This is a genomic window from Pleomorphomonas carboxyditropha (assembly GCF_002770725.1).
GTDB classification, from domain to species: domain Bacteria; phylum Pseudomonadota; class Alphaproteobacteria; order Rhizobiales; family Pleomorphomonadaceae; genus Pleomorphomonas; species Pleomorphomonas carboxyditropha.
This window is the reverse complement of the sequence record NZ_NQVN01000011.1, coordinates 1-15,663: the sequence shown is the minus strand read 5'-3', so window position 1 is coordinate 15,663 and position 15,663 is coordinate 1. Positions and strand designations below refer to the sequence as shown.

The window sequence follows — 15,663 nt, the reverse complement described above, 5'->3', positions numbered from 1 at the left end:
CGCCGCTCCTGACCGGGCCGGCGGCGGTTTTCATTTTCGGAACGGACGCCGATGAACGGCACTCTCTCATTGCTCGCCTGGGGCGACACGGGCTGGAGCGACGATCTCTTCTGGGGCATCGTCACCACGCTCAAGGTGTCGGTGTCGGCCTATCTGATCGCGCTGGTGTTCGGCGCCGTCTGCGCCATCGGCAAGCGGTCGCGCTGGCGCGCCGTCCGCTTCGTCGCCGGCGTCTACACCACGGTGGTGCGGGCGCTGCCGGAGCTGTTGGTCATCCTGCTGCTCTATTTCTCGATCGCCTCGGGCATCGAACGGCTGGTGAAGGGCCTCGGCCTTGCCGGCGACACGTTCCAGGTCAGCCCGTTCTGGGCGGCCGTGGTGGCGCTGGCCTTCGTCTCCGGCGCCTTCATGGCCGAGGTGCTGCGCGCCGCCTATCTCGCCGTGCCGCTCGGTCAGATCGAGGCGGGGCTGGCGCTCGGCATGCACCGGGGGCTCATTCTCGTCCGCATCGTCGCGCCGCAGATGATCCGCCACGCCATTCCCGGCATGGGCAATCTCTGGCTGGAGATGACCAAGGAAAGCGCCATCATCTCGGTGCTGGGCGCCTTCAACGACCTGCTCTACGTCGGCTACCGGGCGGCGGCCGGCACGCGGCAATACATCTTCTTCTACGGTCTCACCGCCGTGCTGTTCCTGATGATCACCGCGGTGTCCGTCTGGGCGATCTCCCGCATCGAGCGGCGCTTCTCGCGGGGCTATCGCTGATGGAGTCGCTCGCCCACCTCGTCGCCTTCCTGCCGCCGCTGGTGGCCGCCATGCCGCTGACGCTGTTCCTGACGGTGACCGGCGTCGTCTTCGGCCTGCTGATGGGAACGGCGACGGCCGTCGCCATGGTCTACGGCCGGCGGATCTCGGCCTGGCCGGCCAAGGCGTTCACCTTCGCCTTTCGCGGCACGCCACTGCTGGTCCAGCTCTACCTCATCTACTACGGGCTCGGGCAGGTGCTGCCGGGCACTTTCATCCGCCATTCCTTCCTGTGGCCCTATCTGCGCGACGGTCTCTGGTACGCGGTGTTCGCGCTGTCGCTCAACCAGGCGGCCTACAATGCCGAGGTGATCCGCGGCGCCATTCTCGCCGTGCCCAAGGGGCAGACCGAAGCGGCGATGGCGGTGGGCATGCGGCCTTTCACCATTTTGAGGCGCATCACGCTGCCGCAGGCGCTGCGGCTGTGCCTGCCGGTGCTGACGTCCGACGTCATCATCCTCCTGAAGTCGACCTCGCTGGCGTCGACCATCACCATCATGGAGATGATGGGCACGGCGCGCATGCTGCAACGCCAGTCGCTGCTGATCTTCGAGCCGCTGATCGCCGCCGGCCTGCTCTATTTCGCCGTCGTCGTGGTGCTGACGCGCGTCATGGCCGAGGTCGAGCGCCGCCTGACGCTCTATCGCCAGCCGGCGCGGCCGCAACAGGGCTAGAGCAATTTCAGCAAAAGTGGGAACCGGTTTTGCGTCCGAAATTGCGCCTACTCAAAGAGATAGAGTATTTCCGGCGAACCTGTTTTCGCCGGAAATACTCTAGATCATGACCGAGACCGTCTTCCGCGCCTTCCTGCCCGAGCTCGTCGACATCCGCCGTCGCCTGCACCAGATGCCGGAGACCGGCTACGAGGAGCGGCAGACCTCGGCCTTCGTCGCCGACCTGCTGTCGGGCTGGGGCCTCGAGGTGACGCGAGACCTTGCCGCCACCGGCCTCGTGGCGACGCTCGACCGGGGCGGCGACGGCCGGGCGATCGGCCTCAGGGCCGACATGGACGGCCTGCCGATCGTCGAGGAAACCGGCGCCGCCTATGCGAGCCGCACGCCGGGCATGATGCATGCCTGCGGCCACGACGGCCACACGACCATTCTGATCGGCGCCGCCTTTCGTCTTCTTCACGACGACGATTTCCGCGGCAGGGTGCACTTCATCTTCCAGCCGGCCGAGGAGACGGCCGGCGGCGCGGCGCGGATGATTGGCGACGGGCTGTTCGAGCGCTTTCCCTGCGATGCCGTCTTCGCGCTGCACAACTATCCAGGCCTCGCAGCCGGCCGCTTTTCGGCGCGGCCCGGCGCCATGATGGCGGCGATCGATGCGGCGACGCTGACGGTGCGCGGCGCCGGCGGCCATGGCGCCCGGCCCGAGGATACCGTCGATCCGGTGGTGGCGGCGGCGAGCATCGTCATGGCCCTGCAGACGGCGGTGTCGCGCAACGTGCCGCCGCAGGAGGCCGGCGTGATCACCGTCGGCGCCTTCCACGCCGGCTCGGCCTGCAACGTCATTCCCGACGAGGCGGTGCTGGAGGTGAGCCTGCGCGCCACCGATCCGGCCGTCCGGACGCGGCTTTGCCGGCGGTTCGAGGAGATTGTCCGCTTGCAGGCGGCAAGCTACGGTGCCGAGGCGCGCATCGACTGGCAGGTCGGCTATCCGGTGACCATGAATGACGCGGCGTCGGTCGAGCTGGCGGCGGCGGTGATCCGCGACACCTTCGGCGACGACGCCTTCGCGCCGCTCGACCGGCCGATGATGGGCAGCGAGGACTTCGCCTTCATGCTGGAGAAGGTGAAGGGCGCCTATCTGTTCCTCGGCAACGGCGACAGCGCGGGACTGCACAGCAGCCGCTACGACTTCAACGACGCGCTGCTCGAACGCGGCCCCGCCTTCCTGCACGCCCTGGCGCGGCGTTTCTTCGCCTGATCCTACTGATCCTACTTGATGAGGGCGATCAGCTCGTCGGTGGTGCCGGTCTCGGCGATCCAGGGGAAGGTGAGGCCGACGCTGCGCCGATGTGCTTCCGGATCGATATCGGCCATGGCGTCGACGGGCAGGGCGACGTTGTAGCCGAGCTCATGGGCGAAGCGGGCGGTCGATTCGACGCCCCGGCTGGTGGCGATGCCCGAGACGACGACGCCGGTGACGCCGAGATCGCGAAGGCGGGCGTCGAGGCCGGTGCCGGTGAAGGCACCCCAGGTCTTCTTGCTGAGGCGGATGTCGTCGGGCGCGAAACCGAGTTCGGGAAGCAGCTCGGCCCAATCGGCCGGCCGGTCGCCGCTCGACGTCCTGTCGATACGGCCCGGCGCGCCGCCGACGACGTTGACCAGCACCACCGGCCGCCTGTTGGCCCGGAAGGTCTCTATCAGCTTGACGGCATTGGCGATGGCCGGGCGCGCCAGCTCCTGCGGCGGCAGCGTGGCGATGCCTTTCTGAAGGTCGATGACGATCAGGGCGGTGCGGGGATCTATGGTCGTAAATGGCATGGTGGAGTTCCCTCCATAATTGAATAACGGCGGAGGCAATAGTGTACCGGCAATTGCGGCGTGTCGATGACGGGCTTTTCGGGAATGGTGGATGGTCCTCGCTTAGGTCGAAATGCCCTTAATTCGACGAGAACGCAGATTTCGTTTCTCTACGGACTGGAAACTTTTCAGCGATATTCTAGTTAAGTCACATTGAGTCGGGCTTTCGGCCCTATTCGCCGTCGAGTCGCCATGGGTAAGAGCATCGCCAAGGGAAAGGTCCAGCATCAGGTCGCCGCGCTGCCGTTTCGACGGACAGCGGGTGGCGACGTGTCGGTGCTGCTCGTTTCCTCGCGCGACACCCACCGGCCGCTGATCCCCAAGGGCTGGCGCATGAAGGGCAAGAGCGACCGCAAGGCCGCCGCCATCGAGGCGATGGAGGAGGCCGGCGTCATCGGCAAGCCCTCCAAGGCGCCGATCGGCCGCTACCGCTACTGGAAGCGCCTCGAGGACTGCTTTGCGCTGGTCGACGTCGACGTCTACAGCCTGGAAGTAACGGAAAACCTCGCCGACTGGCCGGAGTGCGACGAGCGGCAGCGCAAGTGGATGAGCCGGGAAGACGCGGCCATCATCGTCGACGAGCCCGGCCTCGCCTTCATCCTGCAATCGTTCCGCGCCTGAGCGTTCTATTTCGAGCGTTAAAGTCCTGATGGAAACCATGCGGTCGACGTGACGTGGCGTTCCGCGGTCGTGGAACGCGTATCCGACGTCGATTTTGCCTACCTGCTCAGGACCAATGATGGACGAACGTTTTTCGCATCGTGGCCTATCGGCCCTGATCGCTACCGGCCGCCTGACGGACTGGGCCGGGTCGGAAGTCGTGACCGTCGAACTTGCCGAGGAAATGGCGGCGCAGGGCGTCCGCGTGACGGTCTACGCGCATTGCATGGACGCCGTCCGGCAGGAGGCGCTGCTCGCCGCGGGGGCTTGGCGGGTGACGTCCAATCCCAACGAGGTCAGCGTCGCCGATTTCGATGTCGTCTATTCCCAGCAGAATGCGCTGACGCGGCTGATCACGCCCGGCGTCGTCGACGCGATGCAGCAGGTCGGATTGCCGTTCTTCGTATTCGGTCATCTTTCCTCGTTCATCGAGATGGAAGCGCCGCTATCCCGGCTCGAATGGGAACTGGCCGACGTCTTCGTCGCCAATAGCGAGGAGACCCGCGCACATCTGCGGGCGTTCGGCGCGGCTTATGACGCGACGATCGTGGTGCCCAATCCAGTGCCGCGTGGCTTTCTTGCGCCGTTGCCGCCGCCTTCCGAAGGCCGGCGGGCGCTGATCGTCTCCAATCATGTTCCGGCAGAGCTCGCCGGAGCGCGGCGAATGCTCATCCAGCGGGGCTGGACCGTCGATATCCTGGGGCGGGATGGCGTTCAGGCCATGATCCAGCCGCATATGCTGGCGCCCTATGCCGCTGTGATCTCGATCGGCAAGACGGTGCAGATGGCGCTCATGGCCGGACGGGCCGTCTACTGTTACGACCACTTCGGCGGGCCGGGCTGGCTGACGCCGGAAAACGTCGAGGCGGCAGCGCAGCGCAATTTTTCCGGCCGTTGCACGCCGACCCGCAAGACGTCGGCCGAGATCGTACGCGACATCGAGGCGGGGCCGCCGGCCGCGCCGATAGCGGTGCGGCGTTCGCGCTATTCCTTGCGGGCCTGGGTGCGATTGCTTCTGCGGACTGTCGGCGTTCGTCCAAAGCCCGTACCGGGCGAGGAGATGACCGCGGAATTGCGCCGGCTTGCCGCGCTCGACAAGGCTCTGTCGACAATTTGCGTGCAGGCCTTCGACAGCTTTTACCACTGGCGCCGGGCGGAAGAGATGGGTCGTGAGCTCGCCGCCCTGAAAAACCTCTGCCTGCAACAGCGGCAGCTCATCGACAGGCTGACCCAGGGCGCCGCAGGCAGCGGGGACTGACGATCAGGGCAGTCGCTCCGCTGCCTTATCCCTATCTGCCTGCTCGGACGACGAGATGGGCAGCGTCAAGCCGGGCCGAACACATCCAAGTCGCCAGACCGATTATATGACGATGCCATCGAGCGATGGCCATGCGGCGGGCGCGTGGTCGGCATTGTCCATGGCCAGCGACATCGGGCGTCCTTCGGTGAGCGGGCTCAGCAGCACGGAGACGATGCCGTATTTCGCCTCGAGCGGCGGCAGCATGATCACGAGCTTGCCGTCGGCCTCGGCGGCGAACAGCTCGCCGTCGAACCTGATATCGACGGCGTGCAGGCGCTCGGCACCAAGGCGCTCGACGTCCGCTTCCTTGTGCTGGAGCAATAGCTTGTCGTGCTGTTGGAGCGTTACCCCGCGCAGCAGGCCACGCGGGGCGATCTGCCCCAGGGGAATGGCAACCGCCTCGATGCCCTGTTGAACGGACAGGGGAATATGCAGGCGCAGGTCGTTGTTGCCGGTTCGCCGGCAGGTGATCTTGGCAAGGCTCGCCGCCGTCTTGTCCACCAGCGTCACCTCGACCTGACCGCAGGGAATGTCGTCGTGGATTTCGCGCGACAGCAGTCCGCATCCCTTCAGGAGATAGGAGAAGCCGTCGGCGGGGGCGATGGCGCTGAAGCTGCCGGCCGGCCACATCGGCGGGACGGGCATGCCGGCCGCTTCCGAGAAGGTCCAGGCGACCATCCAGTCGGCCGCCTTGGTCGGGTCGGCGAGCGGTACGACCGCCTTGGTGCCGAGGTTGATGTCGTGCCGGGTGCTGCCGAGCAGCATCAGTTCGTCGTCGGTCGGCATCAACAGCAGGCGGGCCAAGAGGGTGGCGGCCCAGGCGGCTCGCGTTCCGGCGTTGGCGAACGGATCGAGGCCGCCCGCCTTGAAGGCGCCGAGTTGCTGGACGAAGTGGATGGCGCCGGCCTGCGCCTGGCGGCTGAGCTCGATCTGGCCGGCGTCGCGGACGTCCGGCTCGCGGATCGGCTCGCCGTTTCGATAGCTCCGCACGCTGCCGGCGGCAGCCGAGCAAAGCTGCTCCAGCACGGCGATATTGGAAAGCATCGTCAGCTTGGTCTGTGGCGAGACGACCAGATCGTCGATGAAGCCGCGGGCCGTGTCGCCGTCGTCGGCTTCGAGGCTGTCGTCCTTGGTCAGGAGATAAAGTCCGTGCAGCCGCGTCCGGAGACCCGCCGCCTTCATCGCCTGGCGCAATCCCTTCTGCACGGAACCGCGGTAGCCCAGATCGACCAGCACCAGGTCGGTCGCGCTATCGAAACCGGGAATGGTCTGCCGCATGTGCTCGAGAAGGCCGGTCCGCATCGATCGCGCCAGCTTTCCGATCGCTTCCTTGCCGAGCAACGTCGGCAGTTTCAGGCAAAGCGCTTCGCCATCGACGATGCCGCCGGGCTGGCGGGCAAAGAAAGCGCGCAGACCCGGGCTGTCGGCCCCGATCATCTCGATGGTTGCCGCGTGGTCGATCTGCTCGATCCCGGCGAAAAGCGGCGTGAAGCCTGTGGTATTGTCGACAGCGGCCAGCGCCGCCGCGCGGCGGTTGATTTCGGCGTAGCCGACGGGCTGCTGACTATGGGCCGTCCAGACCCGGTAGGGCAGGAAGCCGTCGCGGGCAAGAAAGGCGACCGCCACCTGCCGGCCGTCGACGGACAGTTTCTCGATCTCTTCGGAGACGAAGCAGTCGAAGGCGGCCATCACCGGACCGAGGATGGTGGCACCGAGGGCGAAAGCGTCGGCTTCGGTCGCAAGGCGGTTGGCGACGCAGCGGCGCAGCGACCTGAGGCCGTCGTCGAGCCGCTGTCCGTGGGCGGCGGTGGGCGAGAGGAGGGCGAAGGTCGATCCCTCGCGTTGCAGCAGGCCGGCGAAGTAGGTGGAGGCCTGGCGGTGATGATGGGTCTCGATGCCCAGGCGCCGCGGGGCCTCGATGTCGGCGGCGGGGTTGTCGCCGACGTGCAGCATGCGATGGCTGAGCGGCTTCTCGGCGGCGATGACCTTGCGAAACAGGTTTTCGCTCTTCGATGAGCCGTGGTCGCAGGACGCGTACAGGAAATCCCAGGCAAGGCCGGGAATGGCGGCTCTCAGAAGCCGGCCCAGCCGTTCTCCGTTCCAATAGGTGTCCGACACGAAGCCGGTGCGCTTTCCGGCCTCGCGCGCCGACCGGTAAAACGACAGGATATCCGGGTTGGCGACGCAGAGGTTCAGTTCGGCCTGAAATTCGGCCTCCGCCAACGCCTCGGGAGAGATATCGCCGAGCCCGAACAACTGGCGGGGAAAGCGGGCATAGATCTGTTCGATGGACACCTCGCCGTTGCCGGTCTTTTTGAAGGCGGCTTTTCGCGCCTTGGCTTCGGCAAGACTGCGGTGCTGGGTGAAGCTTTCCACCAGTCCGGGACGGGCGGTGTCGCAGCCGGCCAACCGGCAGGCCAGCTCGAAGACTCCCGATGGCGTGGTGCATCGGCGCAGGAGCATGGTGTCGAACACGTCGAAGCTGACGATTGCGAGCGGCATGCGATCAGCCGTGGTTGGGGCCATCCGGTCGGTTTCGATGAACATGTCTGCTCCTTGCCAGTCTCCGAAGTAAAACGGACGAGCCGGCGCTTTCAGGCGCAGCTCAGGCGCGTCGATCGGGAAATCTTCGCGCCTTCCGGCGCCGGGATTTCAACGAGTCCTGCCAAATGTTTCTGTCGGATACATATTGTTTCAGGCGCCGCGGCAGGCGGACGAGCGCTTCCGAGGAATAGCGCCCGGGAAACCGGCATTTTTTTCGTAATGGCCGCCGGCATTTTTTTCCGCGTGTTTCGTCTATTTGCAACGAGCGCCTAACGAAGTGTTTCTATTGCGAAAAACAGAAAACTAGCACGCCATTTGCAGCTCTTTGCGGTGAATGCTGGGATCAATTTTTGCCCAGAGAGCTTCGTGGGGCTGGAATCATGGCAAATGGCGGGAATTCTGCGGCATTGGCGGGTCGTGGCGCGGGATGTGCGGTAGGCAGGTTTTGCCGGCAGGTAAAACTTGCCCCATGTGCCACGGAATTATTTGCCTATACTTATATTATTCTTATTATTGGTCGATTTTCTGCGCCTGGTTTGTCGGGTTGCTTCGTTTCAGTGTCGTAAGGGGCGTTCTGGTCGGTTGACGACGGCGTGTTGGGGTATGTGATGATGGCTGCTGCTGCGAGTTCATTCCGTGTCGATGCATCTGTCTCCCTCGTTTCGCCCGTGGAGGGCGAGGGGGCCGCGGTCCGGCGCGCGAGGGACGAGGACGACAGGCTTCTCGAACGGATCGCCAACGACGATCGGGACGCCTTCGCCCGGCTGGTCGAGCGGCACGCCGACCGGGGCTTCGCCCTGGCGCTCCGCATCCTGAAGAACGCCGACGACGCCGACGACGTGGTGCAGGACAGCTTCCTGAAGCTCTGGACGCATCGCAAGCGCATGGAGATCGGGCGGGCCAAGTTCTCGACCTGGCTCTACCGCGTCATCACCAACCGCTGCATCGATCTCCGGCGCAAGCCGGTGATGGACGATCTCGACGCGACGCCGGAAGTGGCCGACGGCCAGGAAGACGCTCCCACCCAGATGCACCGGGCGTCGATGAACAGCCTGCTTGAATCGGCCCTGGCCAAGCTGCCCGACCAGCAGCGCATCGCGGTGATCCTCAGCTATCACGAATCCATGTCGAACGCCGAGATCGCCGAGGTCATGGAGACCACGGTGATGGCGGTGGAGTCGCTATTGAAGCGTGGCCGGCAGCATCTGCGCCGTCATTTGGCGCAGGCGGAAGACGATATCCGTCAGTCGTTTACCCGGGATTAACCAAAAAAACGCGGCACGGCGCACGAATTTCGCCGGGTTGGCTCTTGCTCGTCCGTTGAAGGGGTGAAGCGAGGGGCGATGACGCCTCGCGCTGACGTCTTCCCGGCAGACGGGCGACGTCGTTCAACGATTGGGAGAGTTCCGAAATGCCCGTCATCGCGACCAACACCGCCGCCAATTCCGCCGTCCGCTACCTCAACATCAATGCCGCGGCCCAGTCCTCGTCCCTGTCCAAGCTGGCGTCCGGCTCCCGGATCGCCCAGGCCTCGGACGACGCCGCCGGCCTCGCCATCTCGACCCGCGTCCAGTCCGATGTCGCGACGCTCGGCCAGGCGGCGACCAACGCCACCAACGCCATCGCCGTGTTGCAGACGGCCGACGGCGGCGCCTCCAACATCTCCGATATCCTGCAGCGCATGAAGGTGCTGGCCACCGAGTCGGCCTCCGGTACGGTGACCGATACCGAGCGTACCTATATCGACGAGGAATTCGGCGCTCTGGTCGATCAGATCGACACCATCGCCAGCGGCACCCGCTTCAACTCGGAGAGCCTGCTGACCGCCAACAACATGTTCTCCAGCGGCGTCACGGTCATGGTCGGCTCGTCGAGCTCCGATACCATCTCGATCACCCTGTCGGCCCTCGACTCCACGACGCTCGGCGTCAACAGCCTCGATGTCACGAGCCAGTCCAACGCCAACGACGCGCTGACGGCGCTCGATACGGCCATCAGCACCGTGTCGCAGGCACGCGCCAGCATCGGCGCCCAGGAAAGCCAGTTCCAGTTCAGCTCGGAATCGATCGCAACGCAGATCGAAAACCTCGAGGCGGCCAATTCGGCCATCGCCGACGTCGATGTCGCGGCGGAAGAAGCCAAGCTCGCCTCGTCGCAGGTGATGGTGCAGGCCGCCGTGGCGGCGGCGTCGTCGGCCAACAGCCTGACGCAGAACCTCCTGAAGCTGATGCAGTAATTTCGAACGGCGCCGGCGGAAAGAACGCCGCCGGCGCACCTCCGCGGCCAGCGTCGAGGGTAGGGACATGACGACGACTTCAAGCACCTCCTCTACGACGACGACAAGTTCGACCTCCGCGTCGAGCTATGCGTCCTCCGACGTCACGTCCATCGACTGGGACGGGCTGATCGAGGAGCTCTACGAAGCCAAGCTTGCCGCCGCGGACACCTACGAGACCAAGATATCGACCAACGAGTCCAAGATATCGGCCTATAACGACGCGGCCGATCTGCTCGAAACCCTCCAGGATGCGGCGGACGCCCTCAGGGCCGTCACCGATTCCTCGGCAAGCGACACCGACGTCTTCCTGGAACGCGAAGCGTATTTGACCGGTGTCGGCGGCGTCACCGCAAGTTCCGTCCTTACCGTATCGGCCGAGGCCGGCACCGACACGGGCAGCTATTCCATCACGATCAGCCAGCTCGCCACGGCGCAGAAGGTGGCGAGCGGCAACTATGCCTCGTCGTCGGCGGCGCTCTCGCTGTCGGGCACATTCAGCATCGGCACCGAAGACGGCGACAGCGTCTCCATCGACGTCACCGAGGATATGTCGCTTTCGGATATCGCGAGCGCCATCAACGAGGAGAGCGACACCAGCGGCGTCAAGGCCACCGTGCTGAAGGTGTCCGATTCCTCCTACGAGCTCATCCTGACGACGGTGGATACCGGCCAGACCATTTCGGTCGGCGACGATGACGGCATCCTGCAGAGCCTCGGCATCGTCGACGACGACGGCGGCTTCGCCGACGAGCTGCAAGCCTCGCAGCAGGCGATCTTCACCATCGACGGCGTCACCATCACCCGGTCGTCCAATGAAGTCGACGATGTGATCGACGGGCTGACCTTCTACCTTACCGGCACGACGGACGACGACCAGTCCGTCACGGTCGAGATCGATCAGAATCTGACCGACATCAAGAGCGCGGTGGTCGCCTTCGTCGACGCCTACAACGCCTACCGGGAATGGGCGCTGTCGGAACAGGAGACGTCATCGAGCGGCGGCGCTTCCGCCGACGCGGTGCTGTTCGGCGACAGCACCATCCGCACCATCAATCAGCAGATCGCCTCGGCGCTGACCTTCTCGCTCGACGACGTCTCGATGTCGGCGATCGGCCTCAGCTTCGACGAGAGCAATTACCTCGAGTATGACGAGGACACGTTGAACGATGTCCTGAACAGCGATCCGGACATCATCCAGCAACTGTTTTCCTATTCGTTCGAGAGCTCGTCGAGCGACCTCGGCATCCTCTATCGCGGCACCAGCGCGCCGTCGACCTTCACGCTCGACATCACCGTCGACGACGACGGCAACATCACCGGCGTGACCGTCGACGGCGAGAGCGGGCTGTTCACCGTCACCAGCACCGGCCACGGCATCAAGGGCGTGGCCGGCACCGCCTACGAGGGCTACACCTTCGTGTTCACCGGCAGCACCAGCCAGTCGGTCACCGTGACGCAGGCCGCCGGCATCGCCGAGCAGATCTACAACGCCACCGAAGCCGCCATCGACGACGACGACGGCTCGATTACCAACGTCGTGGCGAGTCTTGAGGAAAAGAACGACGAATACCAGGACCAGATCGACACCATCACCGATCGGGCGGAGACCTACAAGGACAACCTGACGGCGCGCTACGCCAACATCCAGGCCAAGATCAGCGAGGCCCAGTCGGTGCTCAGCTATCTCGAGGCCCTGCTCGACGCCCAGAATAGCGATTCATGACACATCCAGGAGGTCGGCCTATGAATTCTCGCATGGGCTTTGCCGCTGCCGCCTATCGTCAGGCCGCAGCGTCCGTGCATCCCACCGTCGCCGTCGTCAAACTCTATGATGCCACGCTGCTGGCCATTCTGCAGGCGGTGCGGGCTCGCGAACAGAAGCAGGTCGAGGAGTGCTTCAACAAGGTGATGCGGGCGGCCACCATTTTGCGGGGGCTCGACCAGGCGCTCGACTACGACAAGGGCGGAGCGGTGGCCGAGCAACTGCACCGCGTCTACCGGAGCTACATCCTGTCGCTTCACCTCAGCTTCGGCAAGCCGGACGTCCTGAAGCGCTATCGCAAGCTCTACGACAGCCTGATCGGCCTGCGCGACGCCTGGGCGCGCATTGCCGGCATGGATCCTCACCAGGAAACGTCCGAGGCCGCCCAGGCCGCGCCAACCGCCGAGGCGCCGTCGCCCGCGCCCATGGTGCCGCCGCCCGCCGCCGCCTTCGACAGCAACCTGTTCCTCGGGTTGATGGCGGAGCCGCCGCCGGCGGTCCGCGAGGCGCCTTCGCGGGGCGTGCCGGTCCGCCGCGCCCGCCGCTCCGCCGAACGGCAGCCGGCCGCCGGCTGAGGCGGTTCTTCCCCGGACCATACGAAATCGCCGCCCCGGAAGCCTCGTGCCTCCGGGGCTTTCTTATCGGCGCATCCCTTCCACACATGACATTTTATTGGCTTTTTTTATCTGTTGATTGTGTTTGCCCCCCGAGGGATACTTTGAGAAACAGAAGTCGATCGGATTGCCCAGAATGGACGAAGCCCAGTTTCAGGATCTCGTCGATCGCCAAGGCGAGGACTTGACGCGTTGGCCGGAAGCGGTCCGTGCCGAGGCGGAGCGGCTGCTCGTCGTCTCGGAACCCGCCCGCCGCATTCTGAGCGATGCGCTCGCCCTGAGGGCCGCTTTTGCCTCGGCCCGTCCGATCCGCGCCCCCCGCGATTTGGCGGCGCGCATCCTGGCGCTCGCCAGCGACGACGACGGCGCGTCGTCGTAAACCAATCTCCCTCACCGCCCTTGCAAAATGCGAATGCCCCCATAGCGGCGCTTTCGTCGCCGACGGCTGCCGCGACGAAGCGGCGACCGCCGGAGGCGTCATTCCCGGAGGCTTCCCCGCCGGCAAGGCCGGGCTTGGTGTCCGGCAGAGGTTTCCAGAACTTCAAATATTAACAGCCATTAACAAATAGAATTTCGATTTTTCGTTAAGTTCTCGCGCCTGATTTTCCTCGCCCGCTCGTCTAAATATCGAAGCCAATCAAGACGGCAGTTCAAATTCATCAAGTCTGGTCCTTGGAAACAAGAACCGGAGGCGCGTGAGGTTTATCATGACCACAACGACTTCCGTGACGTCTTCGTCGACTGCGACGACGACTAGTACCTCGTCGTCCTCTTCTTCTTCGACCATCGATACGTCGCAGTTTCTGCAACTGCTCGTCCAGGAGATCCAGAACCAGAATCCGCTCAACCCGACGGACACTTCGGACTTCATGAATCAGATGATGTCCTACGCGAGCTATTCGCAGCTCAGCGAGATGAACTCGACGCTTCTGTCGCTTCAGGAGTCGGTCGACACGATCACCTCCGCCTTGACCACCACGTCTGCCTAAGGAGCGCAACCATGTCTCTGACGGGTGCGATGAATGCTGCCGTTTCGGCAATGCAGGCCCAGTCGACGGCGCTGTCGATCATCTCCAACAACCTCGCGAATGTCTCGACCACCGGCTACAAGGCCAGTTCGGCGAGCTTCGCCTCGTTGCTGACGTCCGGCTCGACGACCAGCTCGAGCGGCGGCGTGACCGCCAGCAAGTCGCAGAACATCCTGGCCAGCGGCACGCTCGTATCGTCTTCGGTCAGCACCAATATCGCCGTCGATGGCGATGGCTTCTTTGCGGTGACGTCCGGTGACGGCAGCGAGGTCTACTACACCCGCAATGGTGCGTTCACCGTCGATGACGATACCGGCTATCTCACCAACAACGGCTATTCCCTGCTCGGCTGGCCGACCGATGCCGACGGCAACGTGGTCGGCGGCACCACCGAGACCAATCTCGAGATCATCGATACCGACAAGCTCGCCGGCTATGCCGCCGCCACGACGAGCATCTCGCTGGACGGCACGCTGCCGGCCAATGCCGCGGTAGGAGACGAATACACCAGCGAGCTCGAGCTCTACGACAGTCTCGGCACGGCCTATACGATGAACGTGACCTGGACGAAGACCGACGTGAATACCTGGACGATGTCGTTCGGCGACCTGACGACGGGCGACGGCACTGTCGACTCCAGCGCATCGGTAACGACCACTCCCTCGACGGTCACCATCACCTTCAACAGCGATGGAACGCTTGCCAGCCCCGAAGCGGCGACCCTGTCGATCTCCGGAATGTCGGATGGCGCCAGCACCATGTCGGTCAGCCTCGATTTCGGCACGGCCAATGCCTCGGACGGTCTTTCGCAGTATACGCCCGACGACAGCAGCAGCAGTACGACGGTCGATATTGCCTGCACCGGCAACGGCTGCGCCTACGGCACGCTGTCCGGCGTCACCATCGACGAGGACGGCACGGTCTACGCCAACTACAGCAACGGCAAGGCCATTTCGATCTACAAGATCCCGCTTGCCACCTTCTCCAACGCCAACGGACTGACGGAAATGAGTAATTCGGTTTACTCCGCTTCCAGCAATTCGTCCGGCGCGTCCTATCACTTCGCCAATTCGGACGGTGTCGGATCGATCCAGTCTTCCGAACTGGAAGAATCCACCACCGACACGAATACCGAGTTTTCGTCGATGATCGCCGCCCAGCAGGCCTATTCGGCGGCCTCGCAGGTCATTTCCACGGCCAAGGACATGTTCGATTCCCTGCTGTCGGCGGTGCGTTGAAATGGCGAAGAAAACCGACAGGGACGAAATCCAGGACGCCATCGAGCTGCTGACCCGGCGCCTCGATCGCATTCGGCTCGACATCCAGCGGCAGGAAGAGGGATGCGATCCGCGCCTCCTCGGCCTGTTCAAAGGCGAGGTGTCCGAAGTGATCGCCGATCTGGAGCGCTATCGCGCCGAGACGGCGGCGGCGATCGCCAACGCCAATACCGGCTACGCGGTCAGCCGCGCCTATCTCGCGGTCGGCAAGCTGGCCGCGTCGACCGAGTCCGCCAAAATCCTCTCCTTCGACAAGAACAGGAACAAGAGCCATGCGCGCCGAAGCAACCATTGAGCGCCGGCCCTCGGGCAATCCGAACATCGACGAGCTCGATGCGCTCATCGACGAACTGATCGCCGTCATCGACGACGAGAACGCCCTGTTGGCCAGCGGCATGCCGGCCTCGCTCGCCGCCACGACCGGCAGGAAGAGCAATCTTGCCGCCGGCATCGAGGCTTCGCTGAAGGCGATCGGCGCCGCGGGGCCGGTCACCGAGGCCGAGCGCGCCTACCTCGACAAGCGGGTCGGGCTCGTCCAGCGCCTCGCCCAGGAGAATTTGTCGCGGCTCGCCGGCGCCATCGGAGCGTCCCGCCGGCGCATTGCGGCGGTCGTCGCCGCTGTCCGCGACGATGGGCTGTCGGCGGCGCCGGTCTACGGGCGTACCGGTTCCCGCTCTTCGGGGGGCTCGAAGTCCCCGGCCTCGCTCCTTCCCGATCGCCTCGCCTAGGGGAAACGGCTCATGTCGGTGTCGGTCGCCAGTTCCATCGCCCTGTCGGCGCTCCGGGCGGCGCAGGTCGGCCTCAGCGTGTCGTCGGCCAACATCGCCAACGCCGACGTCGACGGCTACACGGTGAAGACCGCCAA

At 64.7% G+C, this 15,663-nt stretch carries 17 protein-coding genes; 15 read left to right on the top strand and 2 right to left on the bottom strand.

Annotated elements, in window-relative coordinates:
* Positions 1-51: 51 nt before the first annotated feature.
* The 3 genes from CJ014_RS16030 to CJ014_RS16020 all read left to right on the top strand — a co-directional run bounded on the left by CJ014_RS16030 (position 52) and on the right by CJ014_RS16020 (position 2,736).
* Positions 52-765 carry an ABC transporter permease gene (locus CJ014_RS16030; RefSeq protein WP_100081498.1) on the top strand — a complete coding sequence of 238 codons (714 nt, stop codon included), beginning with the start codon at positions 52-54 and terminating at the stop codon, positions 763-765.
* Positions 765-1,478 carry an ABC transporter permease gene (locus CJ014_RS16025; protein WP_100081497.1) on the top strand — a complete coding sequence of 238 codons (714 nt, stop codon included), beginning with the start codon at positions 765-767 and terminating at the stop codon, positions 1,476-1,478. The genes CJ014_RS16030 and CJ014_RS16025 overlap by 1 nt, the downstream gene beginning before the upstream one ends.
* Before the next feature lie 106 nt (positions 1,479-1,584).
* Entirely contained in the window at positions 1,585-2,736 is a 1,152-nt protein-coding gene (locus tag CJ014_RS16020; RefSeq protein WP_100081496.1) for a M20 aminoacylase family protein, read from the top strand.
* A gap of 11 nt (positions 2,737-2,747) precedes the next feature.
* On the opposite strand, the gene CJ014_RS16015 is transcribed toward CJ014_RS16020, so the two are convergent.
* Entirely contained in the window at positions 2,748-3,296 is a 549-nt protein-coding gene (locus tag CJ014_RS16015; RefSeq protein ID WP_100081495.1) for a cysteine hydrolase family protein, read from the bottom strand.
* A gap of 231 nt (positions 3,297-3,527) precedes the next feature.
* On the opposite strand from CJ014_RS16015, the gene CJ014_RS16010 reads away from it, so the two are divergent.
* Both CJ014_RS16010 and CJ014_RS16005 read left to right on the top strand, forming a co-directional pair.
* Positions 3,528-3,956, top strand: a complete 429-nt coding sequence (locus CJ014_RS16010) for an NUDIX hydrolase (RefSeq protein WP_100081494.1) — start codon at positions 3,528-3,530, stop codon at positions 3,954-3,956.
* A 199-nt stretch (positions 3,957-4,155) separates the two neighbouring features.
* Positions 4,156-5,253, top strand: coding sequence for a glycosyltransferase family 4 protein (locus tag CJ014_RS16005; protein ID WP_165790863.1), 1,098 nt, complete (start codon positions 4,156-4,158; stop codon positions 5,251-5,253).
* A 102-nt stretch (positions 5,254-5,355) separates the two neighbouring features.
* On the opposite strand, the gene CJ014_RS16000 is transcribed toward CJ014_RS16005, so the two are convergent.
* A complete protein-coding gene (locus CJ014_RS16000) occupies positions 5,356-7,842 on the bottom strand; it encodes an HAD family hydrolase (RefSeq protein ID WP_100081492.1) in 2,487 nt (828 codons plus the stop codon).
* A 665-nt stretch (positions 7,843-8,507) separates the two neighbouring features.
* Here CJ014_RS16000 and CJ014_RS15995 point away from each other — a divergent pair.
* From CJ014_RS15995 to CJ014_RS28315, 10 genes are all read left to right on the top strand, one after another.
* Positions 8,508-9,104, top strand: a complete 597-nt coding sequence (locus CJ014_RS15995; protein ID WP_245427393.1) for a sigma-70 family RNA polymerase sigma factor — start codon at positions 8,508-8,510, stop codon at positions 9,102-9,104.
* A gap of 146 nt (positions 9,105-9,250) precedes the next feature.
* Positions 9,251-10,075, top strand: coding sequence for a flagellin (locus CJ014_RS15990; protein ID WP_100081491.1), 825 nt, complete (start codon positions 9,251-9,253; stop codon positions 10,073-10,075).
* A 67-nt stretch (positions 10,076-10,142) separates the two neighbouring features.
* On the top strand, positions 10,143-11,840 hold the full coding sequence (gene fliD / locus CJ014_RS15985) for a flagellar filament capping protein FliD (protein WP_100081490.1): 1,698 nt from the start codon (positions 10,143-10,145) through the stop codon (positions 11,838-11,840).
* Between the two features lie 20 nt (positions 11,841-11,860).
* The gene (locus tag CJ014_RS15980; RefSeq protein WP_165790862.1) at positions 11,861-12,454 is read left to right on the top strand and encodes a flagellar export chaperone FliS; all 594 of its coding nucleotides are present in this window, start codon (positions 11,861-11,863) and stop codon (positions 12,452-12,454) included.
* Positions 12,455-12,629: 175 nt separating this feature from the next.
* The gene (locus tag CJ014_RS15975; protein ID WP_100081488.1) at positions 12,630-12,872 is read left to right on the top strand and encodes a hypothetical protein; all 243 of its coding nucleotides are present in this window, start codon (positions 12,630-12,632) and stop codon (positions 12,870-12,872) included.
* Positions 12,873-13,200: 328 nt separating this feature from the next.
* A complete protein-coding gene (locus tag CJ014_RS15970) occupies positions 13,201-13,482 on the top strand; it encodes a flagellar hook capping FlgD N-terminal domain-containing protein (protein WP_100081487.1) in 282 nt (93 codons plus the stop codon).
* An 11-nt stretch (positions 13,483-13,493) separates the two neighbouring features.
* Positions 13,494-14,759, top strand: a complete 1,266-nt coding sequence (flgE, locus tag CJ014_RS15965; RefSeq protein WP_100081486.1) for a flagellar hook protein FlgE — start codon at positions 13,494-13,496, stop codon at positions 14,757-14,759.
* 1 nt (position 14,760) lies between these two features.
* A complete protein-coding gene (locus tag CJ014_RS15960; RefSeq protein ID WP_100081485.1) occupies positions 14,761-15,093 on the top strand; it encodes a hypothetical protein in 333 nt (110 codons plus the stop codon).
* Positions 15,071-15,526, top strand: coding sequence for a flagellar protein FlgN (locus CJ014_RS15955; protein ID WP_100081484.1), 456 nt, complete (start codon positions 15,071-15,073; stop codon positions 15,524-15,526). The genes CJ014_RS15960 and CJ014_RS15955 overlap by 23 nt, the downstream gene beginning before the upstream one ends.
* A gap of 12 nt (positions 15,527-15,538) precedes the next feature.
* The coding region (locus CJ014_RS28315; protein ID WP_133121868.1) for a flagellar basal body protein at positions 15,539-15,663 on the top strand (125 nt) is incomplete at its 3' end.

Coding starts and splice junctions, on each gene's coding strand:
- CJ014_RS15960 (WP_100081485.1), top strand. CDS start 14,761: ATGGCGAAGAAAACCGACAGGGACGAAATCCAGGACGCCATCGAGCTG.
- CJ014_RS16030 (WP_100081498.1), top strand. CDS start 52: ATGAACGGCACTCTCTCATTGCTCGCCTGGGGCGACACGGGCTGGAGC.
- CJ014_RS15955 (WP_100081484.1), top strand. CDS start 15,071: ATGCGCGCCGAAGCAACCATTGAGCGCCGGCCCTCGGGCAATCCGAAC.
- CJ014_RS15980 (WP_165790862.1), top strand. CDS start 11,861: ATGAATTCTCGCATGGGCTTTGCCGCTGCCGCCTATCGTCAGGCCGCA.
- CJ014_RS16020 (WP_100081496.1), top strand. CDS start 1,585: ATGACCGAGACCGTCTTCCGCGCCTTCCTGCCCGAGCTCGTCGACATC.
- CJ014_RS15975 (WP_100081488.1), top strand. CDS start 12,630: ATGGACGAAGCCCAGTTTCAGGATCTCGTCGATCGCCAAGGCGAGGAC.
- CJ014_RS16025 (WP_100081497.1), top strand. CDS start 765: ATGGAGTCGCTCGCCCACCTCGTCGCCTTCCTGCCGCCGCTGGTGGCC.
- CJ014_RS16010 (WP_100081494.1), top strand. CDS start 3,528: ATGGGTAAGAGCATCGCCAAGGGAAAGGTCCAGCATCAGGTCGCCGCG.
- CJ014_RS16000 (WP_100081492.1), bottom strand. CDS start 7,842: ATGTTCATCGAAACCGACCGGATGGCCCCAACCACGGCTGATCGCATG.
- fliD (WP_100081490.1), top strand. CDS start 10,143: ATGACGACGACTTCAAGCACCTCCTCTACGACGACGACAAGTTCGACC.
- flgE (WP_100081486.1), top strand. CDS start 13,494: ATGTCTCTGACGGGTGCGATGAATGCTGCCGTTTCGGCAATGCAGGCC.
- CJ014_RS15970 (WP_100081487.1), top strand. CDS start 13,201: ATGACCACAACGACTTCCGTGACGTCTTCGTCGACTGCGACGACGACT.
- CJ014_RS15990 (WP_100081491.1), top strand. CDS start 9,251: ATGCCCGTCATCGCGACCAACACCGCCGCCAATTCCGCCGTCCGCTAC.
- CJ014_RS16015 (WP_100081495.1), bottom strand. CDS start 3,296: ATGCCATTTACGACCATAGATCCCCGCACCGCCCTGATCGTCATCGAC.